Raw genomic sequence first — 18,544 nt, 5'->3', positions numbered from 1 at the left:
GAGTGGATGGATGGAGTGAGACGGCGCGTAGACCCATCTATTCCACGACCGTGCATGCGTTGCGAGACGTTCGCTGCAGGCAGGGAATCATCCTCCTCCCGGCGCGTCCATATCGTGATGCCACTGCCACCACTGCCCATGCATGAGCTCGACGACACCCAACTGCAGGCGGTGCTGCCCCCGTTGCGGCGTTTTGCGCGTTCGCTCGCCGGCGACCCGGCCGCGGCCGACGATCTCGTGCAGGCCACCCTGGAGCGCGCACTGCGCCGCTGGCGCACCCGCCATACCACCGATGCCCTGCAGCCCTGGCTGTTCGCCATCCTGTACCGGCAGTTCCTGGACGGAAAGCGGCGTGCCGCGCGCTGGCAGCGCGTGCTTGGCCTGTTCTCGGCGCAACAGGAGAGCCAGTCCGCCTCCGCCGAACGGGTGCATGCCGGCAGGACATTGCTCACCAGCCTTGGTCAGTTGCCACCGGAGCAACGCGCACTGCTGTTGCTGGTCAGCGTGGAAGGTTTCAGTTACCGCGAGGTGGCCGATACCTTCGGCATCCCGATCGGCACGGTGATGTCGCGCCTGTCGCGGGCCCGCGACCGCCTGCGGCTGCTCAATGCAGGTGCTACGGCGCCGAAGACCGTCTCGCCGGAAGCGGCGTTGAGGATCATGAAATGACGCGCCCCACGCCTACCGAGCACGATCTGCACGCCTACGTCGATGGTCGCCTGGACGCCGATGCGCGCGCCTGGGTGTCGGCCTGGTTGCAGGCGCATCCCGACACCGCCGTACGCGTGGCCGGCTGGAAGCGCGACGCCGAGGCATTGCGCGCGGCCTGTGCGGGTCCGCAGCCGGTTGAGTCCACGGCCTTGGTCACACCGGCAGCCGTGCGTCGCCGCCTGCGACAGCGACGCCGCACCATCGCCGGTGTGGCGGCCAGCTGCGTCCTGGCGCTGGGCCTGGGCACCGCGCTGGGCTGGCAGCTGCGTGAGCGCCAATTGGCCAGCCAGCGTGTTCCGATGGCCGATGCCGTAGCCGCGTATCGCCTGTTTGCCGATGCCGATGCCGATGCCGGCGCGGATCAGGGCATGGCATTGGACGTGCGGCGGCGCAGCGAGCTGGAGCCCTGGTTACGCGCGCATTTCGGCCGCGCCGGCGTCGTGCCGGATCTGCGCGCGCAGGGCTATACGCTGCGTGGTGGGCAGTTGCTTTCCACACCGGAAGGCGCGGCTGCGATGCTGGTGTATAGCGATGCCGACGGCGCGCGCATTGGCCTGTATCTGCGTCCACGCAGCGGGCCGATGCCGACCGGCGAACGTCGCGATGGCCGGTTGTTGGCGCAGTACTGGGCTGAAGGCCAAACCGCATTTGCCTTGGTCGGCCCGGCCACGCAGACGCGCATGCGCACGATTGCGCCGTTGTTGCGCGCTCCGGGGTAAGGACGGTTTAGCGCCGCATGCAATGCAGGTCCCGGCCTGTGGCGCTCAGCCGCCGTAGCGTTGCTGCAGCATCGCAAACGCCGAGCGCAGCGCCAGCGCCTCGCCGCCGGCCGGGCGGCCGGGGCGGTCGCTGTCGTTCCAGGCGTAGACGTCCAGATGCGCCCATGGCTGGCCTGGCGCCACGAAGCGCTCCAGATACAGCGCCGCGGTCACCGCGCCGGCCATGCGCGAGCCGGCATTGGCCATGTCGGCCACGTGGCTGTTGAGATAGCGCAGGTAAGGCCGCCACAACGGCATGCGCCAGACCGGGTCACGGGTTTGCTCGCCGGCGCTGATCCAGGCCTGTGCCAGCGCATCGTCGTTGGCGAACAACGCCGGCAGATCCGGGCCCAGCGCGATGCGGGCGGCGCCGGTGAGCGTGGCGAAATCCAGGATCAGATCGGGCTTTTGCTCGGTGGCGTAGCTCAGTGCATCGCACAGCACCAGACGGCCTTCGGCATCGGTGTTGTCCACTTCCACGGTGACGCCGGCGCGGGTGGTGAGCACCTCGCCGGGGCGGAAGGCATTCGGGCCCACGGCGTTTTCCACTGCGGCAATCAGCAGGGTGAGCCGAACCGGCAGTTGCTGCGCCATCGCCAGCCCGGCCAGCGCCAGCGCATGAGCGGCGCCGCCCATGTCCTTTTTCATGTTGCGCATGCCTTCGGCGGGCTTGAGATCCAGCCCGCCGGTGTCGAAGCACACGCCCTTGCCGACCAGCACCAGGTGCGGATGCGCGGCATCGCCCCACTGCAGCTGGATCAACCGCGGCGCACGATGCGAGGCGCGACCCACGGCGTGGATGGTGGGGAAGTTCTGCGCCAGCAGCGCATCGCCAACGATCGCCTCCACCTGCGCGCCGTGTGCCTGCGCCACTGCACGGGTAGCCGCTTCCAGCTGCTCCGGGCCCATGTCTTCGGTGGGCGTGTTGACCCAGTCGCGCACGCGGATGCAGGCCTCGATCAGCGCACGCGTCGGCGCGGACGGCGTGGCCGCCAGTTCGGCCGGTGCGCGCGGCATCTTGCGGTAGCGCGCAAAGCGGTAGGCGCCCAGCCCCCAGCCCAGGTGCAGCAGCGCCTGCTCGGCATCATCCAGCGAGGTCGCCACGGTCCAGCGGCTGGCCGGCGGCAACGCCATCGGCGCATGCGCATAGGCGTAGGCATCGGCGCGGTCGCCGATCCCGATGACCGCCCCTGCCAGACCCTGGTCGTCCGGCAGCAACAAGACACTACCCGGTGCGGCATCGAAACGCTGTGCCTGCGCCCACGCCAGCACGCGCGTGGGCTGCCCGGCGCACCAGTGCGCGAAGCCTTCGCGGTCGAGCACGTGCAGCGGCAGCGCCGCGGCGGAGGGATCGGTGAAACCGGTGAGGTGCGACATGGATATCCTTCAATGGCGCCGTGCGCCAGATGGGGGCGGCTCAGGCGGGAAGGCAGATGCCATCGTGCGCGGCGCCGGGGTGCGGTTGCTGGGCATCCAGCCAATCGGCCAACCCGGTGAGGCTGTCGAATTCCAGGTCCGGCTGCTGGGTCGGGTGGGACCACTGCGCGCCGTCGCGGTTGATCCAGCACGCGCGCAGCCCGGCATCCAGCGCGCCGAGCACATCCATGCGCTCGTGGTCGCCCACATGCAGCACCTGTGCAGGCGGTACCTCCAGGCGTGCGCAGGCGGCCAGGAAGATGCTGGCCTCCGGCTTGGCGCTGCCATGTTCGCGCGAACCCAGCTGGAAGGCGAAGTGGTGCATCAGCCCGATACGCTGCAGGTCGGCATTGCCGTTGCTGAGCGCGGCGACCGGCACGTGCCGGGCCATGCGTGCCAGCGCATCGAGCGCATCCGGGTAGCACTCCACCTGGTTGCGTGCGGCATAGAACACCTCGTAGGCCGGCTCCACCAGCGCCAGATCGCCGCCGCTTTCGCGCAAGGCCATCTCCAGCGTCAACCGGCGCAGCGCGCTCAGGTCGTGATGCAACTGCGGGTTGTCGGCGAAGCTGCGTTCGCGCAACGCGCGCATGGCCTCAACCGGGAAGCGCTCGGCGGTCACCGGACTGTGCTCGCGCATCCAGTCGTACACCACCTGGTCGATGCGCGCACCGATCGGCGCAAAAGGCCACAACGTATCGTCGAGGTCGAGGGTGATGGCGCGGACGAGAAAGCTCATTGCGCGATTTTACGGGCTTGCGTTGGGATTGGGGAATCGGGATTGGGGATTGGCAACGGCAACAGCGCGGTTGCTTCTACCAATCCCGAATGCCCAATCCCGAATCCCGGCTACTCAAGCAGCCTCGCCCAGCGCTGCATGCCCTCGACCCGGCTCAGCACCATCTTGATGCAGACCAGCAGGGGTACCGCCAGTAGCAGGCCGACCATGCCCCACAGCCAGCCGAACAGCATCAGCGCCAGGATCAGCATCAGCGGCGAGATCGCCATGCGGCGGCCCAGCACGATGGGCGTGACGACCTGGCCTTCGATGGTGTGCAGCGCCAGGTACACGATGGCCGGCAGCAGCGAGGACAGCGTGGTACGGAATTCCACAAAGCCCATCAGCAGCATCAGCAGCACGCCGATCAGCGGGCCGACGTAGGGGGCGAAGTTCAGTAGCGCCACCACCGTGCCCCACAGCAAGGCCTCGGGCAGCGGAATCTGCAGGACATACAAGATGCCTGCAAAGATCAGACCGACCAGGGTGTTGATCACGCTGATGGTGAGCACATAGCGCGACACCTCGCGTTCGATGTCCAGCATGATCTCGGTCGTGAAGCGTTGCTGTTGCCGGTTGGGCAACAGGGCGATCGCATGCCGTTGCAGGCTTTCGCCGTAGACCATGAAGAAGAAGGTCAGCAGCACCACCGCAAGCACCGAAGCAGCCAGCTTGGGCGTGCGCACCAGGGCCTTGTACGGGTCGTCCATCTGTGTGCGCACGATCTGCACGCTGCGCTGGCCTTCGCCACCGGCGGCGCGTGCGAAATTCTCTGCCGCCTGGTTGGCCTGCATCATCGGTTTGGTGAAATCGCGCACGTCACGGGCAATCTGACGCATCTGTCGCGGCGCCTGCTGCGCCCATTCGGCCGCCGGACCGGCCAGCTGCGCGGCCAGCGCGACCGTGCCCGCCAGGCCCAGGCACAGTACCAGCAACGCGCCCAGAAACCGTGGAATGTAGAGCTTGCGCAGTCCGCGCAGGATGGGGTTGCCGATCAGCGCGAAGAACGCTGCCAGCATGATCGGCAGGATGATGGTCTGCGCCGCCCACAGCGTGTAGCCCACCGCCAGCGTGGCCAGTACGACCAATGAGGCCGGCGCGCGCGGACGCGGTGCCGGAGGCGGCGGGAGCGACTCTGCCGGTGCGGCAGGATCCAGTGATTGGACGGAGAGAGACATGCGCGCTCTGGCAGCAGACTGGCGTGCTGCCAGCGGTGGGCCATTATCGGCATACCGCGTCAACGGCGCGCACAGAGCCTGTGCGCGTGATGTCGCCGGAAGAATGGAAACGTGGCGGCCTCGGCCGCAGTAGCAGGGCCAGGCCGGTGTGGGATCGAATTACGTATCGAAGGGCACACCGAAGAATCGAAAGTCAGGCTGCGTGGGCTGCCGAGAGAAAAGCCAGCAGCGTCAGGCTGCCCGGTCCACTGGCACCTGCACCACCGTCACCGGCGGATCGGCAGCAACTTCCTCGGCATTGTCGGCAGCGCGTTCGGCCTGTTCGGAGGCTTCCTGCGCGCGGTGCGCGGTCAATAGCGCAGAGATCGTGCTGATCATCTGCAGGATCTTGGGAATGCCGCCGAGTTTGCCGGCGATGCTGCCCAACGCTGCCTGTGGCTCGTTGCGGCCGGTGACAAGGCCCAGCCCGAAACCAACAAGTACGATCCGCACCGGCGACCAGCCGGCACGCCAAGTCGTGCGCAATTGCCTCCAGTGCAGGCGCGTTTCCTGTGCACGGCCTTCCACCAGAACTTCGGCGCGTTCAACGCGTTGACGCAAGGTGCCGAACGTCATGACTGTCCTCCACTGGCAGGTGCTGTGGCCGACTCGTCGTCGCTGCTGTCATCGAAGATGCCCAGCTTGACCAGCTGCCGCCGCGTTGCGTTCATGCCGGTGTGCTCGAAATAGAAGAACACCCGCCATGCCGCGATGGCCGTGACCAGCAGACTCGCCAGCGCGGTAAAGAACATCGCCTGGAACCACGACAGGCCGGCACGCTGCAGCAGAGCGATGATGGCACCGGCCAGTAGCAACCAGGACGAGGCACCGAAGACCACGGCAACGCAGGCCCAGGCCAGGCCACGCCCAAACGCGCTGCGTGCCAGCTGCAGATCGGCCGATACCAGCCGGCGCAATGCGCGGCTGGTGTCCTTGACCGAGCCCAGCGTGGCGCGACCGGCAGCACCGACCGCACGCACACTCTCATCTAGTCCCGGAGTATCCGGGCGCGCGCGTGGCGTGCCGGAATCGCCTGCCGTAGAGGCCTGATCGCTCACCACTTAGTTGTCGTTGCCGCGTGCCAGCTTGGCGATGACCCAGCCAGCGGCGAAAGCCACGCCGAAGGCAGCCAGCGGGCGCTCGCGGATCAGATCGGTGGCGCTGTCGAGCAGGTCATTGCCCTTGGCAACCAGCACATCCATCTGTTCTTTGGCGGCGGCACCGCCGAATTCGGCAGCGGCCATGCCGGCCAGTGCGGAGTCGGAGAGTTCGGCCTTGACGTTGGCACGACCGAGCTTGAGCTCATCGCCGGCCGCACTGGTCGCCCCCTTGACGGCTTCGCCTGCAGCGCTGGCGGCCGACTTCAGGTGAGTGCCGGCTTCGCTCAGGTTGTCCTTCAGCTGTTCGGTATTGGTGGGGCTCATACGATATCTCCTTCAGTCATTAATGGCAGCCGCCACTCACGTGCGGTCGTGCGGTAGCAATAGCATCGGGGGGGTGTAGGAGGCGTTAGTGGAGGCGGGGTAGCGTGCACACTGCGTCAACGCAAGAGCGCGTCGTATTGCGCGTTGCCACGCAGGATGCGCACCACCAGTTGTTGCGGCTTGCGTTGGAAATTGGCGCGCCAACTGGCCAGGTCGGCGAACTCGCCCACACTGCTGGCCACGATGACATCGCCGGCGACCAGGCCGTTGGCTGCGGCGCGTCCGCCGCGTCTGACCTCGCTGACCATCACCCCGGTAATGCCGGACTGACGCAGCGATTCGGGCAGATCCACGAAGGTGGCCCCGCTCAGGCGCGGGTCCAGCATGTCGCCGGTGACCGCGCGATCCTGTTCCTTCAACGTGGTCTTGAGCGTGAGCGGCTTGCCGTCGCGACGGATATCCAGCGTCACCGCACTGCCCACCGCCTGCAGACCTTCGTAGTTGTGCAAGGCTTCGGCGCTGTCCACGCGCTGGTCGTTGGCGCCCACCACCACATCGCCTGGCTGCACGCCGGCAGCGGCAGCGGCGGAGCCCGGCAACACGCGCGTTACCAGCGCGCCGCGCAGCGAATCCACGCCCAGACCCTGCAGCATCTGTTGGGTGAGGTTCTGGGTTTCCAGGCCCAGGGTGCCGCGCACCACCACGCCCTTGGTCACCAATTGCTCGACCACGTTACGCGCCAGGTTGGACGGAATCGCCAGGCCCAGGCCGATATTGCCGGCCATGCTGCCCTGCGGATTGAAGCTGGCGGTATTGATGCCGACCAGCTGTCCCTGCAGGTTCACCAGCGCACCGCCGGAATTGCCCGGGTTGATCGAAGCGTCGGTCTGGATGAAATTCTGGTAGCCCAGCCCACGAATCCCGCTGCGCCCCACGGCCGAGACGATGCCGGAGGTGACGGTCTGGGTGAACCCGAACGGGTTGCCGATCGCCACCACGAAGTCGCCCACGCGCAGCTGATTGCTGTCGGCCAGCTTGATGTCGGTGAGGTTGTCGGCCTTGATGCGGATCAACGCGATATCGGTGTCGGCATCGGAGCCGATGAAGTCGGCCTTGACGGTACGGCCGTCGCCCAGCGTCACCTGCACATCGTCGGCGTTTTCGATCACGTGGTGGTTGGTCAGCACGTAGCCCTTCTGCGCATCGATGATCACGCCCGACCCCAGCGACTCATTGATGCGGTCCTGCGGTACCTGCGGAAACAGCCGGCGCAGGATCGGGTCGTTGAAGAACGGGTTGCGGACCCGCACGACCTGCTTGGTGTTGACGCTGACCACCGCCGGCATCGCCTGTTGCAGCATCGGCGCCAGCGAGGGCACTGGCTGGCCGGCGACCGCTGCGGGCAAGGCGGCGGCCGTCGGCAGGGTAAAGGTCGCAGTGCCGGCTGGCGTGGCCTCGGCGCGGTTGTCCAGCCAGGCATTGATGCCGGTCGCAGCGAAGCCGCCAAAGGCGGCGGCCAGGGAAAGCGTCAGCAAGGTGGGAAGCGGTCGCATGGAACGGATTCCGGGTTACGCGGTGGGAAAGGAATAGGGCGTGGGACTACGTAAATCAAGCTGAACGAGAGTGCCAGCGCGCAATTTAACTGCTGGTGAAAGCACTCTGCATCGCTGGCTGCCCTCGCGTTGACAGCCCGTGTGGGCCGGCGTAGCGTCCGCTTCATCCGATGCCTGTTCAGCATTCGCATGCTCGCGCATCGCCCGCGTCTCCCGCATTGATGCCATTAAGGAGGGTCTATGAGCAACGGCAATGGTGTGACGGCAGCCCTGTCCGACGCCGTCGAGAGCGTAAAGAGCAGCGCAACCGAACCGACCGACATCCTCGTCAGCACCACCAGCGACGCGGTCAGCAATGTGCAGGAAGTGGCCGGTGCAGCGGTGGAAGAGGTCAAGACGCGGGTTGCCAGGGCACGCAAGGCGGTGGTCACGGCCGAGCAGCGCGTGGCCGAGAAGGCCGGCCAAGCGGCAGGTGCCGTCAAGCGCCGCGTGGCCAAGACCAAGCGCTCGTTGAGCGCGACCAAGGACGCTGCCAAGGACAAGCTGGTGGCCACCAAGGACGCGGCCAAGCAGAAGCTTGTTTCGACCAAGGACGCCGCCAAGCAGAAGCTGAGCAGCACCAGCGCCGCGGCCAAGAAGAAGATCGCCACCACCAAGGCCACTACCAGGCAGAAGCTGGAGACCGCAAAGGCCAATGCCAAGGCCGAAGCCGCTGTACTGACGGCCAAGACCGCAGCCAAGAAAGCTGCGCGCAAGACTGCCGTGGCGACGGTGGGTGCGCGCTCGGCGGCCAAGAAGGCGGCTGCCACATCGGCAGCGGTCAAGACTTCGGTTACCAAGAGCCTTGCCAAGAAGGCGCCAGTGGCCAAGCAGACCGCCACCAAGCAGGCAGCGGTCAAGAAGGCACCGCTGAAGAAGACGGCGACCAAGACAGCCTTGAAGAAGGCCGCCAAGGTGACCAAGACCCCGGCGACGCGTGCGGTGGCCAAAACCACCGCCGCCCGCAAGGCCGTGGGCAAGAAGGCCGCCAAGCGGGTCGCCCGCTGAGGCATTCCGCCATCAGGCGTCTACCAAGCGGTATGACAGAAGGACCGGCGCTGTTCGCACAGCGCCGGTTTTTTGCGGGTGAGAATGAAGGCAGGCTGCCAGCGGCGGACAGGCACCTGCGTAACTCGCGTTGGTCAGGCGAACACCAGCCATCGCGTCGTTACCGACATACTCTTTTCAGCGAAAAACAATTGAAGTGACGGCAACGCCCGGAGCTTGCCGTTGTACCGCTAATGCAGAGTGCAGCGCGTACCCTCATCCGCCCCTGCGGGGCACCTTCTCCCGAGGGGAGAAGGGAAAGCGGTGTCCGGCAGCCTGACCCGCAATCCGCAATCAACGAGCCACAAGCAACAAACACGAAGCAGCAGCAAGCGCGAAGCAAAAGATTAAAGAATCAACAGCGGAACGCACCGGCAGCAGAGGGAATGAAAAACGAGGATTCGGGCTATCGACCCAGTGCAGCCGCTACACCCCAATTCCCAATTCCCAGCTACTCCAATCCCTCGACCAACTGCTCGGCACCCTTGCGAATGCCCGCCTTCGCCGCATCGTAGGTACCGAAGCTGGCCTTGATGTTCATCGCACCTGGATACTGCTTTTCGACGTAGGCAGCGAGCAGGCGATCGGTCTGTGCGTCGAAGATCTCCACCGCATAGCTAACCGAGCCGGAGAATGCGCCCTCCTTGCCGCGTGCGGCCTGCACCGCGTTGTAGGCGCCGCCACCGAGATCCACCTTCATCAGGATTCCCAGGACGCGCTTGCTGGGCTTTGCGCCGGTCAGGGTCATGCGTATCCGCAAGGTGTCGCGACCGGCCGCGGAGGTGGGGCGCCAGCGCCGCGCAAAGGCATCGCCGAAGTGCTGCTGCATCTCGTCGGCGAGCATGCGCTTGTCCTGCCCGGGCACGTTTTCGAACTGCGCATCCGGGCCGCGATAGATGGCGACCGGCTCGATGATGGCGGCGCGATAGTGCGACCAATCCACCTCGCTGCGATACGCATACGGCATGCGATTGCCACGGCTGCCGTTGTGCGGGCGCAGATAGCTGGATGACGGCAATTGGCTGTAGGGCATCGGGCCAGTGCTGGCGCAGCCGAACAGGGTCAGGCTGATCAGGGCGAGCGAGCAGCAACGAATGAGGCGCTGGAAACATGATGAGGAGCCTGTGGGAGAACTCGAACGGGGGCCGTGCCGGGGTGGGCAGTGCGCGTGCCGGCGTCAATGCAGCAGCGCGCTGGTCAAGGCCAGCGCAAAGGCGAGGCCGGAGGCGGCAACACCACGCCACGCGTGGCCCCGCGCTGCACACGGCGCAGCTTGCGCGCGCTGCAGATATCCGGCAGCGCGCACCAGATGTCGCGGTTGCGGATGCCGGTGCGGCCGCAGCGAAAATCCAGTGGCAGCGCATCACCGTTAGTGGCGATCAGGTTGTCGTTGGCCGCTGTTGGTGCACGGTTTGCGCGGCATCAGAGCGTGCCCCGTGCGAGCCCTGACCAGGCCGCGCGCCCGGCAAGGACCGCGGCGCCAGCGGCTCAGTGTTGCAGGATGGCACGCAGGGCGGCGTCCAGCTGCGTGTACTGGAAGCGAAACCCGGCATCGAGCGCGCGCTGCGGCAGCACCCGCTGGCTGACCAGCAGCAGATCGGCCATTTCGCCGAAGCCCAGCCGCAGCATCCCGGCCGGCAGCGCCAGCAGGGCCGGGCGATGCAGTACCGTGGCCAGCGTGCGGGCGAACAGTGCATTGGTGACCGGGTTGGGCGCGGTGGCGTTGTAGGCGCCAGCCTGCCCGTGCTGCAGCAACCAGACCAGCAGCGCGACCATGTCGGCGCGGTGGATCCAGCTCATCCAGTGCCGGCCATCACCGAACGGCCCGCCACCGCCGAAACGAAATGCCGGCAGCATGCGCGCCAGCGCGCCGCCGTCGTGCTCCAGCACGATGCCGGTACGTACCCAGCTCACCCGTGGACCGAGCGCGCCGATGCGGGCGGCTTCGGCTTCCCAGTCGCGGCACAGGATCGCTGAAAAATCAGCGCCGGCATTGTCGGTCTCGGTCAGTGCCGTGTCGCCACGGTCGCCGTAATAGCCCACCGCCGAGCCAGAGATTAGGACCGAAGGACGCTGCTCGGGCGATTGCCGTGCGATCCAGTCGTGCAGCTGGCGGGTGATGCCAAGCCGCGAGTCGCGGAAGCGCTGCTTGCGTGAGGCGGTCCAGCGCCCGGCGGCCAGCGGCTCGCCCGCCAGGTTGATGACCGCCTCGGCCTGCATCCCGTCCAGCGTCTCCACCACGGTGACGCCGGGCAGGACGCGCCCGGCACGAGGCGTATCGCGGGTCAGCACACTGACCTGGTGGCCGGCATGCAGCAGCGCCGGGCACAGGGCCTGGCCGATGAAGCCGGTGCCGCCGGTGATGAGCACATGCATGGGAGGCTCCTCGGCCGGGGTCGAACGGGCACCATAGGCTAGCGCCGGCCGCAGCGGAGTGAAGCTGCGTGGCCGACAGGCCTACGCTGCAGTGGGCCCTGGTCGATGCAGGGCCATGCCGGTGCGCATCGCCGGGCACATGGGTGTGCCAGAACGCAAACGCGCCGGACTGGCCGGCGCGCTGCAAGCCGCCTGGGTGCGTCGCTTAGCGCGACGACGACACGGCGTGGGCGCGTTCGAAGTGGGCCGACACCACACGGCGGGTCTCTTCCAGGTGCTGCTTGACCGCTGCGCTCTCGGCGGCGGGCAGAAGCTCCGCATCGAGGATCTTGATGGTGTCGCCATGGTCGCTGACCATGGTGCGCATGAAGGCGTTACGGTAGGCATCCTTGCCGTCGGGCAGGGTCAGCGTCTTGGACAGGGCGTCCACGGCTGCCTTGCCCTTGGCACGCATCGCCTCGGCACGCGGACTGTCTTTGGCACCCAGCGCCTTGGTCTTTTCGAGGTTGGACTCATGGTCGTGCAGCATCTGTTCGGCGAACTGGGCAGTCGCGCCGCCCAGGTCCTGCCCGATGGCCTGCTTGGCCAGCGCAATCTCGTTGTCGTCGATTGCGGCCAGCACGCCCAGCGCCCCGCCGTCGCCCTTTGCCAGTTCGGTCGCGCTACTGCCACTGACCGGCGCGGCGGTCGGTTCCGGCGACACTGCCGGTGCGGTGCGCGAGGTGTCGCCACCGGGACGATCGCAGGCGGTAAGGGCCAGCATGGCCAGCAACGAAGCAGCAACGAGAGTGGATTTCATGGATGTCCTGGGCTAAGTCGGCGCTGCCGATGGTGAAATGCAAAGGAGCCGCGATGCGGCTCCGGTGATGCGTCGATCAGGCCCACTGCGGCTGGGCGACCGGAGTGATGCCCATGGGTCTGATCGGTGTGCACACTGCATCCTGCGCGGTGCGGCACAGGCGCGCCATACGCGCGGTTCGTTCGCGGATGGTGATGTGCTCGCTGGCAGGCGCACTGCCCAGCAGGCTGGCGACATGGAAGCCAAGGATCTCCTCCGCGCGGTCGCCCTGGTCGCTGATGATGTGCGGCACCAGCCGCTCCAATCGTTCCAGCTCCTGCTGCACTTGATACGGGGTTTTCATGACGATCTCCAATGAATGACAGGTCTTGCGTGCTACATGCATACTCAACTATTGCGTGCGCCCAGGCGCTGCCAGCAGTCGGTCGCCAACTGTTCGTAGTTGGATTGGGTGCTGGACGAAATGAAATGGTGTTCGAGGCGGTCGCGGAACAGGCGTAGCCGTTCCTGATCGCTCGAGCGCGGCGCCTGCAGATAGATATCGCAGGCCATCTTCACCACCGGGGACAATTCGCTGAACTTGCCTGCACCCAGGTTGCCCTGCGCGTGTCGCGCCTGCCAATGCGCGATTTCGGCCTGTACATCGATGACGGATGGGTCTCTGCTCATAACTGCGTGCTTTCCGGCGTAAACAAACTTGACCTGCAGGGTAACGGCGCGTATGTCAACGAATGATCATCGAACGCAACTGCTGCAGGGATGCACGCTTAATTGGTCAGTTTGCTCTTGTGCGTCTACACGCGATGCATGCACGTGCCAACCACGGCGCAACGCATTACCACCACGGCCAGGAAGTGCACCGCGATCGCAGAGGCTGCGGACCCGGGGTGTGTTTCAGTCGCGCTCACGCAGGCCACTGCGCCGACACGAATTCACGTCAACACCTGTGCAGCGCCGCATTTTACGGAAGATTCTGAACCGCTCCACACCTGTGTAACGTCTGATCCTTAAGGTGGGCAGCGACGTTGTTATGGAGAGAGTACACAGGATGCAGGACAGCGAAAGCAGTCGTCGGAAGCCTCATCACGCCAGCGGGACACCCGAAGCACGCATGTGGTGGCATGCGTTATTGGAGCTTCGCGGGGGGCGGATCGCCATCAGCCTGATCGTCGTGGCGTTGATCGTGATCGGCCTCTATCTGGCCTTGAACTAGCGATTCAGACCGTTTGACCATCGCTGGTGCATTCGCGTCGCACTGTTGCCAACGCCGCCACGCGGCTTTGCCGCCGGGGGAGAGGTAATGGCAGATCAGCGCTACGGGCAGGTACTGGGGCACACCACGCGCGCTGTGGATGCGCAGGGTCACGAACGTACCACGCATGCCTGGGTGTGCAGCGAGATCGCGCGCCTGCTGGGCATACACAACGCGGGACTGGCAGATGAGGCGCCGCTGGAACAGCGCAGCGGGCATCGCACGCTGCATGTGCCCGACGACACCCTGACCACCGAGCAGGCGCGCGTGCTGGGCGTGCTTGAGACCGACGGACTGCTGGGCGGCATCGTGCCGCATGCGTTCGTGGCCACCAAGGTGATTGGCCACCCGTTGGTCAACACAGCAGCCGCACGCATTGTTGGTTGGGACCAGGCATTGGCTAATGCGCTGGTTCCGGCCACCCTGACTGGCTACACGGTGTTTTCGCAGGCCGACGCGGTGCAGGCGCTGGCACGACTGCTGCCAGATGGCGGTGTCCGCCTGAAGCTGCCTACCGGCGTGGGCGGCAGCGGGCAATGGCGTATCGCCGACACTGCGCAGTTGCTGCAAGTGCTGGGTACCTTGCCCAGTGCGTATCTGCAGACCCACGGTGCAGCACTGGAGCGCAATATCCTGCAGCCGCGGACGCACAGCGTGGGCGAGCTCTGCGTGGCCGGCATCCAGATCGCCTACCACGGCACGCAATGCAGCGTACGTAACGCCGAGGGCGATGAGGTGTATGGTGGATCGTCGCTGCATGTGCATCGCGGATCGCTGGAGGCACTGTTGTCCACGCCGCTGGCACCCCTGCACCGGCGCGTGGTCGAGCAGGCATGCCGCTACGACCGCCTGGTTGCCGCCGCGTATCCTGGGCTGTATATCTCACGCCGCAACTACGATGTGGTGAGTGGTGCAGATGCGCAAGCCGGGCAGGTTTGCGGTGTGCTTGAGCAATCCTGGCGGATTGGCGGTGCGACGCCGGCCGAGCTGGCGGCGATTGCAAGGTTTCAGCAGCATCCCGAGCTGCAATGGGTTCACGTGTCCACGCACGAAATCTATGAGGGCCAACCTCCGGCCGACGCGCAAGTGTATTACCGTGCAATGCAGCCCGGCCCCGGGCCGCGCTTCAAATATCGGAGGATAGTCGCCGACTGATGGAAGCCAAACTTTCCAGCATCGACATTGCTGTCGATCAAGACGCATTGAGTGGCACCTTGCTGACGCCGACCGGGATTCCGGCGGTGTTGTTCGTGCACGGGTGGGGCGGCAGCCAGCACCACAACCTGGTGCGCGCACGTGAGGCGGTCGGCCTGGGGTGTATCTGCCTCACCTTCGATCTGCGCGGCCACGAAGGCCATGCGTCGATGCGGCAGACGGTGACGCGCGCGCAGAACCTGCGGGACATTCTTGCGGCCTACGATCAGTTGGCAGGCCTGCCGTACGTGGATCCGCAGTCGATTGCGGTGGTCGGCCTGAGCTATGGCGGCTATCTCTCCGCTTTGTTGACACGCGAACGACCGGTGGAATGGCTGGCGTTGCGCTCGCCTGCGCTCTACAAGGATGCGCAATGGGACCAGTCCAAGGTGAGCCTCAATGCCGACCCGGAGTTGATGGCCTACCGACAGCGTGTGCTGACGCCTGGCGATAACATCGCCCTGGCGGCCTGCGCGGCGTACACGGGCGACGTGTTGCTGGTGGAAGCGCAGGACGATGTCATCGTGCCGCACCCGGTGCTGCACAACTATGCCAACGCGTTTACCAATGCGCGCTCGCTGACATCGCGGGTGATCGATGGTGCCGACCATGCACTCAGCGCCAAGGAACATCAGCAGCAGTACACCCGCGTGTTGATCGACTGGTTGACCGAGATGGTGGTAGGGCGCCGGATTGCGCTGGCCAAGGAAATGGTGGCCGCACGCAAGCAGATGCTGCAGCAGCAGGACAGGAGCGCAGCCTTGTCGGGGCCGGATGCGCTCGCATTTCGAGGCGATATCCGCGCAGTGGACACATCGCCCGACTGAGTGTGTAAGTGTGCACTGCAGCCTGGCTGATCTGTCGCGCAAGCCAAGGGGGCCGACGACGACTCTGGGGCGATCGACCCCGCACACCGGCTACGCATCTGATTGCGTTGGAGGTGGCTGCATCCACCTAATTTTGAGTGGCGCATCGTGCTGCCGGGACGAGGTGGTGGTCGCCGTTGCGCGTGCGGTGGTTTCGATCAAGTGCATCGAGGCAACGATGATGGCAGCTGCTGCCTTCATCCTTGCGCCTGCGCGTTGTACGCAGGGATATAAAACAGCACTCGTTGTACGCAGAGGCACAAAAGAACAACGGGCCCACCGGGCCCGTTGTTCTTGCGGCACTGGCGTGATGCCAGCGATACGTGACGCTGTCTTACATGTGCGGGGCAGTCGAATTGCGGCGCGCTGCATCGTCGTGGCGGTCCGAATCGAACGCCTCGCGTACTGCATGCTTGGCCTTCTCCCAGCTCAGGCGCGAAGTGGACTTGAAGCGGTCCCAGCCATCGCCCAGGTCGCGTTCCAGATGATCGTCCCACTGGCGGCCGGCGTGCTGCTGGCGCGCCTGCATGCCGTAACGATACGCAGGACGGTAATCATCGTACGAATACTCGGTGTCGCGATAGCTGGCGCTATCAAAACGGCCCTCATAGTGGGTGTCGCCATCGCGGTACACACTGTGGGTGCGATCGGCGCGATCCCAGGCATCGCGTGCGGCCAGGCGGGCCTCGTCCCATTCCAGGCGCGAGTCGCCACGGTTGCGCGGCCACTCGCCTGCCAGCGTGGCCTCGGTTTCTTCCCAGGTGCTGGTGGGGCGGGTTTCGCGCGCCTGTAGCCCGAACCCGTAGACGGTCGCGTAATCGCTGTCGTAGTCGGTGCCTTCCTTGTAGTACGGACGGTTCTGATATTCCTGACGCCAGTATTCGGTTTCTACGGTAGGGTCAAGCCGTTCGGCCACGCCCTTGCCAGCTGCAGCACCTGCCACGACGCCGGCTGCCGCGCCGATCAAGGTGCCGAGCGGGCCGAACACCGTGCCTGCGAGCGCACCTGCTGCTGCGCCACCGGCGATGCCGCCGACGCCAACACCTACCGGGTGCGAACCGGGTGTACCGGAGATCGGGTCGCGGTTCAAATCCTTGGCTTCTTCCTTGCGTTCTTGCTTGTCGAGATTGCTCATACCGCCTCCGGTTGCCTGATGGGTGCGTCCTGTGGAATCAGGTCGCGAACGAGGCGCAACGATGGCCGCGCGAGAGTGAAACGTGCGTGCTTTGATGTGAGTGCGGTCGCGACATGACTGAACTGTGCATGCACCGTGCGGATGAGGTTGCTGTGTTATGCAAGTAGCGTCCGCGTTACGAAAAAAGGGCCGCTGCTGCGGCCTTTTGCCTATCTCTTGACGCATACCACCTGGCGCAAGGTGTGCAGCACTTCGACCAGATCCTGTTGCGCCGCCATCACTGCATCGATCGACTTGTAGGCTGCGGGCGATTCGTCGATCACGGCCGCATCCTTGCGGCATTCCACGTGCGCGGTGGCCTCGCAATGCTGTGCCAGCGCGATCTGCGCACGCGCAGCGGTTCTGCTCATGACGCGCCCAGCTCCGTGGCTGCAGCTGTGGAACCTGTCGGCGTTGCCCAGCCCGCGCACGATGTGACTGCGTGTGCCCATGCTGCCCGGAATGATGCCCGGCTCACCGGCACGTGCGCTCACCGCGCCCTTACGGGTGATCAACGGTTCCTCGCCACCATGCGTTTCCTTTTGCACGTAGTTGTGATGGCAATCGACTGCGAGCTTTTCCAGTTGAAACTTGGGCAGGCGGTGATGCATTTCGGCCAGCACGCGTGCCATCATCGCCTCACGATTTTCGCGGGCGTAATCCTGCGCCCACGACAGAGCTTCGACGTATTCGTCGAACAATGGCTCGCCTTGCAGGAGAACGCCAGGTCCTTGTCGGGCAGATGAAAGCCCAGCACGCGATGCGCCAGCTGCTCACGCGCACGTTCGACGGAGTAGGTGCCGAGCAGGTTGCCGGTACCACGCGAACCGCTATGCAGCATCACCCACACCGCGTCGGTCTCGTCCAGACAGATCTCGATGAAGTGGTTGCCGCCGCCCAGCGTGCCGATCTGGCATTCCAGCTTGTCGGTGCGGATGCGCCGGTGCTGGAGCGCAGCTGCGCCAGGTTGTCGGGCAGGTCGCTGGCACGCAGCGTGGTGCGCACCGCGGCCATGCCGCAGCCGATGTCCACGCCGACCGCGGCCGGGATGATGGCGCCGCGGGTCGGGATCACCGAGCCGACGGTTGCGCCCTTGCCCAGGTGCACATCGGGCATCACCGCCACCCACGGCCCGACGAACGGCACCGCGGCGATACTGCGCAACTGCGCATGTGCTTGTTCTTCCAGCGGCACGCCGCGCACCCAGCCCTTGATCGGGGTGGTGCTGCCCTCGGCATGCAGCCATTCGAAGTGGTGTGAGGTACCCATGGTGTTCATTCCTTTGCGCGGGTGTGCGGTCAGTCCTTTCGCCGCACAGCTGCATGACTATCTGAGCGTCACCCGCTGCTTCAGCACGCCATCCAGGCCGCTGAATATCTTTCGCAGTGTTTCTGATCACCGTTTTATTCAAACGACAATTCTGGTCTGTGCATGACCACGCGCTACCCGTGCCCGACGCCTGGGCACAGCGCTCTCGCGCCTGACCGCGTGCAACGTCCATGTCGTCGGGCAATCCATGCCCGGGTGCCTGGAAAGTCATCCACAAGATACGATGCGAACGCACAACGAAAAACGCCCCCAGATACAGCATGCGAGGGCGTTCGCGTGCTTCGGAGATCGGGTGACCGATCTCCTTGTCAGGACATCAGTCGAATAGGCAGATGCGCACGGCTGCGTTCTTCGTGCGCACAAACGATGCCGCGCGGTGTGCGCTGGGCAGCCGATTGAATGTGGCGGAATCGAGCAGGCGCATGAGGTCGCTTCGGTGAAAGTGCAGGCGTTCCTGCTGAGGGCGCGAACATTACCTGCGTCTTTTCATCGCGCAAGCACTTTATGCAATTATTTTCCTGATTAGCCCCATCGCTCAGCCGGCAGTTGCAGGATTTGCGACGAGTCGGTTGGACAATGGTCCCACGTGAATACAACGCAGGTGGGAGATG

The 18,544-nt window shown here is 65.4% G+C and carries 19 protein-coding genes and 1 pseudogene; 6 read left to right on the top strand and 14 right to left on the bottom strand.

All coding sequences use genetic code 11. The features are described 5' to 3' along the window. Positions 1-138 precede the first annotated feature (138 nt). Together XCSCFBP4642_RS0121115 and XCSCFBP4642_RS0121110 are read left to right on the top strand one after the other, a co-directional pair. Positions 139-669 carry an RNA polymerase sigma factor gene (locus XCSCFBP4642_RS0121115; RefSeq protein WP_029221513.1) on the top strand — a complete coding sequence of 177 codons (531 nt, stop codon included), beginning with the start codon at positions 139-141 and terminating at the stop codon, positions 667-669. After that, a complete protein-coding gene (locus XCSCFBP4642_RS0121110) occupies positions 666-1,430 on the top strand; it encodes an anti-sigma factor family protein (protein WP_029221512.1) in 765 nt (254 codons plus the stop codon). The genes XCSCFBP4642_RS0121115 and XCSCFBP4642_RS0121110 overlap by 4 nt, the downstream gene beginning before the upstream one ends. Before the next feature lie 45 nt (positions 1,431-1,475). Here the strand turns inward: XCSCFBP4642_RS0121110 and XCSCFBP4642_RS0121105 are convergent, their stop codons facing one another. The 7 genes from XCSCFBP4642_RS0121105 to XCSCFBP4642_RS0121075 form a co-directional block, all read right to left on the bottom strand. Next, positions 1,476-2,846 (bottom strand): leucyl aminopeptidase family protein, encoded by a 1,371-nt coding sequence (locus XCSCFBP4642_RS0121105; protein ID WP_029221511.1) that lies wholly within the window; start codon positions 2,844-2,846, stop codon positions 1,476-1,478. Positions 2,847-2,886: 40 nt separating this feature from the next. Next, positions 2,887-3,624, bottom strand: a complete 738-nt coding sequence (locus XCSCFBP4642_RS0121100) for an HAD family hydrolase (RefSeq protein ID WP_029221510.1) — start codon at positions 3,622-3,624, stop codon at positions 2,887-2,889. Between the two features lie 110 nt (positions 3,625-3,734). Continuing rightward, complete coding sequence (locus XCSCFBP4642_RS0121095; protein ID WP_029221509.1) at positions 3,735-4,841, bottom strand: AI-2E family transporter; 1,107 nt, start codon at positions 4,839-4,841, stop codon at positions 3,735-3,737. 231 nt (positions 4,842-5,072) lie between these two features. Beyond that, positions 5,073-5,456: a hypothetical protein gene (locus XCSCFBP4642_RS0121090; protein ID WP_029221508.1), complete on the bottom strand. Its 384-nt coding sequence runs from the start codon at positions 5,454-5,456 to the stop codon at positions 5,073-5,075. Then, positions 5,453-5,938, bottom strand: coding sequence for a phage holin family protein (locus XCSCFBP4642_RS0121085; protein ID WP_029221507.1), 486 nt, complete (start codon positions 5,936-5,938; stop codon positions 5,453-5,455). The genes XCSCFBP4642_RS0121090 and XCSCFBP4642_RS0121085 overlap by 4 nt, the downstream gene beginning before the upstream one ends. 3 nt (positions 5,939-5,941) lie before the next feature. After that, complete coding sequence (locus tag XCSCFBP4642_RS0121080; protein WP_029221506.1) at positions 5,942-6,304, bottom strand: hypothetical protein; 363 nt, start codon at positions 6,302-6,304, stop codon at positions 5,942-5,944. 116 nt (positions 6,305-6,420) lie between these two features. Then, positions 6,421-7,857 (bottom strand): Do family serine endopeptidase, encoded by a 1,437-nt coding sequence (locus XCSCFBP4642_RS0121075; protein ID WP_029221505.1) that lies wholly within the window; start codon positions 7,855-7,857, stop codon positions 6,421-6,423. A gap of 240 nt (positions 7,858-8,097) precedes the next feature. On the opposite strand from XCSCFBP4642_RS0121075, the gene XCSCFBP4642_RS0121070 reads away from it, so the two are divergent. Further along, entirely contained in the window at positions 8,098-8,904 is an 807-nt protein-coding gene (locus tag XCSCFBP4642_RS0121070; protein WP_029221504.1) for a histidine biosynthesis protein HisIE, read from the top strand. A 490-nt stretch (positions 8,905-9,394) separates the two neighbouring features. Here the strand turns inward: XCSCFBP4642_RS0121070 and XCSCFBP4642_RS0121065 are convergent, their stop codons facing one another. The 5 genes from XCSCFBP4642_RS0121065 to XCSCFBP4642_RS0121040 all read right to left on the bottom strand — a co-directional run bounded on the left by XCSCFBP4642_RS0121065 (position 9,395) and on the right by XCSCFBP4642_RS0121040 (position 12,787). Next, a complete protein-coding gene (locus XCSCFBP4642_RS0121065) occupies positions 9,395-9,976 on the bottom strand; it encodes a DUF3313 domain-containing protein (protein WP_029221503.1) in 582 nt (193 codons plus the stop codon). Between the two features lie 455 nt (positions 9,977-10,431). Then, on the bottom strand, positions 10,432-11,319 hold the full coding sequence (locus XCSCFBP4642_RS0121055) for a TIGR01777 family oxidoreductase (RefSeq protein ID WP_029221502.1): 888 nt from the start codon (positions 11,317-11,319) through the stop codon (positions 10,432-10,434). Between the two features lie 205 nt (positions 11,320-11,524). Then, positions 11,525-12,118: a DUF4142 domain-containing protein gene (locus tag XCSCFBP4642_RS0121050; RefSeq protein ID WP_029221501.1), complete on the bottom strand. Its 594-nt coding sequence runs from the start codon at positions 12,116-12,118 to the stop codon at positions 11,525-11,527. Between the two features lie 76 nt (positions 12,119-12,194). Next, positions 12,195-12,461 carry a hypothetical protein gene (locus XCSCFBP4642_RS0121045; protein ID WP_029221500.1) on the bottom strand — a complete coding sequence of 89 codons (267 nt, stop codon included), beginning with the start codon at positions 12,459-12,461 and terminating at the stop codon, positions 12,195-12,197. Positions 12,462-12,505: 44 nt separating this feature from the next. Then, positions 12,506-12,787, bottom strand: coding sequence for a hypothetical protein (locus tag XCSCFBP4642_RS0121040; protein ID WP_003486531.1), 282 nt, complete (start codon positions 12,785-12,787; stop codon positions 12,506-12,508). A gap of 379 nt (positions 12,788-13,166) precedes the next feature. Here XCSCFBP4642_RS0121040 and XCSCFBP4642_RS29530 point away from each other — a divergent pair, with 379 nt between their 5' ends. From XCSCFBP4642_RS29530 to XCSCFBP4642_RS0121025, 3 genes are all read left to right on the top strand, one after another. Further along, positions 13,167-13,331: a hypothetical protein gene (locus tag XCSCFBP4642_RS29530; RefSeq protein WP_029221499.1), complete on the top strand. Its 165-nt coding sequence runs from the start codon at positions 13,167-13,169 to the stop codon at positions 13,329-13,331. 87 nt (positions 13,332-13,418) lie between these two features. Further along, positions 13,419-14,525 carry a DUF3182 family protein gene (locus XCSCFBP4642_RS0121030; protein WP_029221498.1) on the top strand — a complete coding sequence of 369 codons (1,107 nt, stop codon included), beginning with the start codon at positions 13,419-13,421 and terminating at the stop codon, positions 14,523-14,525. Then, positions 14,525-15,391: an alpha/beta hydrolase family protein gene (locus XCSCFBP4642_RS0121025; protein WP_029221497.1), complete on the top strand. Its 867-nt coding sequence runs from the start codon at positions 14,525-14,527 to the stop codon at positions 15,389-15,391. The genes XCSCFBP4642_RS0121030 and XCSCFBP4642_RS0121025 overlap by 1 nt, the downstream gene beginning before the upstream one ends. 373 nt (positions 15,392-15,764) lie before the next feature. On the opposite strand, the gene XCSCFBP4642_RS0121020 is transcribed toward XCSCFBP4642_RS0121025, so the two are convergent. Both XCSCFBP4642_RS0121020 and XCSCFBP4642_RS25525 read right to left on the bottom strand, forming a co-directional pair. Continuing rightward, positions 15,765-16,565, bottom strand: coding sequence for a hypothetical protein (locus XCSCFBP4642_RS0121020; RefSeq protein WP_029221496.1), 801 nt, complete (start codon positions 16,563-16,565; stop codon positions 15,765-15,767). A gap of 209 nt (positions 16,566-16,774) precedes the next feature. Continuing rightward, positions 16,775-17,873, bottom strand: a pseudogene (locus tag XCSCFBP4642_RS25525) (RtcB family protein). Between the last annotated feature and the right edge of the window lie 671 nt (positions 17,874-18,544).

Source organism: Xanthomonas cassavae CFBP 4642 (genome assembly GCF_000454545.1).
GTDB classification, from domain to species: Bacteria; Pseudomonadota; Gammaproteobacteria; order Xanthomonadales; family Xanthomonadaceae; genus Xanthomonas; species Xanthomonas cassavae.
Note: the sequence above shows the minus strand (reverse complement) of the source record. Positions and strands in the feature narration are given on the sequence as shown.

What these genes read in the sequence shown, in the direction of transcription:
- XCSCFBP4642_RS0121115 (WP_029221513.1), top strand. Translation starts at nt 139, where the DNA reads ATGCATGAGCTCGACGACACCCAACTGCAGGCGGTGCTGCCCCCGTTG.
- XCSCFBP4642_RS0121110 (WP_029221512.1), top strand. Translation starts at nt 666, where the DNA reads ATGACGCGCCCCACGCCTACCGAGCACGATCTGCACGCCTACGTCGAT.
- XCSCFBP4642_RS0121105 (WP_029221511.1), bottom strand. Translation starts at nt 2,846, where the DNA reads ATGTCGCACCTCACCGGTTTCACCGATCCCTCCGCCGCGGCGCTGCCG.
- XCSCFBP4642_RS0121100 (WP_029221510.1), bottom strand. Translation starts at nt 3,624, where the DNA reads ATGAGCTTTCTCGTCCGCGCCATCACCCTCGACCTCGACGATACGTTG.
- XCSCFBP4642_RS0121095 (WP_029221509.1), bottom strand. Translation starts at nt 4,841, where the DNA reads ATGTCTCTCTCCGTCCAATCACTGGATCCTGCCGCACCGGCAGAGTCG.
- XCSCFBP4642_RS0121090 (WP_029221508.1), bottom strand. Translation starts at nt 5,456, where the DNA reads ATGACGTTCGGCACCTTGCGTCAACGCGTTGAACGCGCCGAAGTTCTG.
- XCSCFBP4642_RS0121080 (WP_029221506.1), bottom strand. Translation starts at nt 6,304, where the DNA reads ATGAGCCCCACCAATACCGAACAGCTGAAGGACAACCTGAGCGAAGCC.
- XCSCFBP4642_RS0121075 (WP_029221505.1), bottom strand. Translation starts at nt 7,857, where the DNA reads ATGCGACCGCTTCCCACCTTGCTGACGCTTTCCCTGGCCGCCGCCTTT.
- XCSCFBP4642_RS0121070 (WP_029221504.1), top strand. Translation starts at nt 8,098, where the DNA reads ATGAGCAACGGCAATGGTGTGACGGCAGCCCTGTCCGACGCCGTCGAG.
- XCSCFBP4642_RS0121065 (WP_029221503.1), bottom strand. Translation starts at nt 9,976, where the DNA reads ATGCCCTACAGCCAATTGCCGTCATCCAGCTATCTGCGCCCGCACAAC.
- XCSCFBP4642_RS0121055 (WP_029221502.1), bottom strand. Translation starts at nt 11,319, where the DNA reads ATGCATGTGCTCATCACCGGCGGCACCGGCTTCATCGGCCAGGCCCTG.
- XCSCFBP4642_RS0121050 (WP_029221501.1), bottom strand. Translation starts at nt 12,118, where the DNA reads ATGAAATCCACTCTCGTTGCTGCTTCGTTGCTGGCCATGCTGGCCCTT.
- XCSCFBP4642_RS0121045 (WP_029221500.1), bottom strand. Translation starts at nt 12,461, where the DNA reads ATGAAAACCCCGTATCAAGTGCAGCAGGAGCTGGAACGATTGGAGCGG.
- XCSCFBP4642_RS0121040 (WP_003486531.1), bottom strand. Translation starts at nt 12,787, where the DNA reads ATGAGCAGAGACCCATCCGTCATCGATGTACAGGCCGAAATCGCGCAT.
- XCSCFBP4642_RS29530 (WP_029221499.1), top strand. Translation starts at nt 13,167, where the DNA reads ATGCAGGACAGCGAAAGCAGTCGTCGGAAGCCTCATCACGCCAGCGGG.
- XCSCFBP4642_RS0121030 (WP_029221498.1), top strand. Translation starts at nt 13,419, where the DNA reads ATGGCAGATCAGCGCTACGGGCAGGTACTGGGGCACACCACGCGCGCT.
- XCSCFBP4642_RS0121025 (WP_029221497.1), top strand. Translation starts at nt 14,525, where the DNA reads ATGGAAGCCAAACTTTCCAGCATCGACATTGCTGTCGATCAAGACGCA.
- XCSCFBP4642_RS0121020 (WP_029221496.1), bottom strand. Translation starts at nt 16,565, where the DNA reads ATGAGCAATCTCGACAAGCAAGAACGCAAGGAAGAAGCCAAGGATTTG.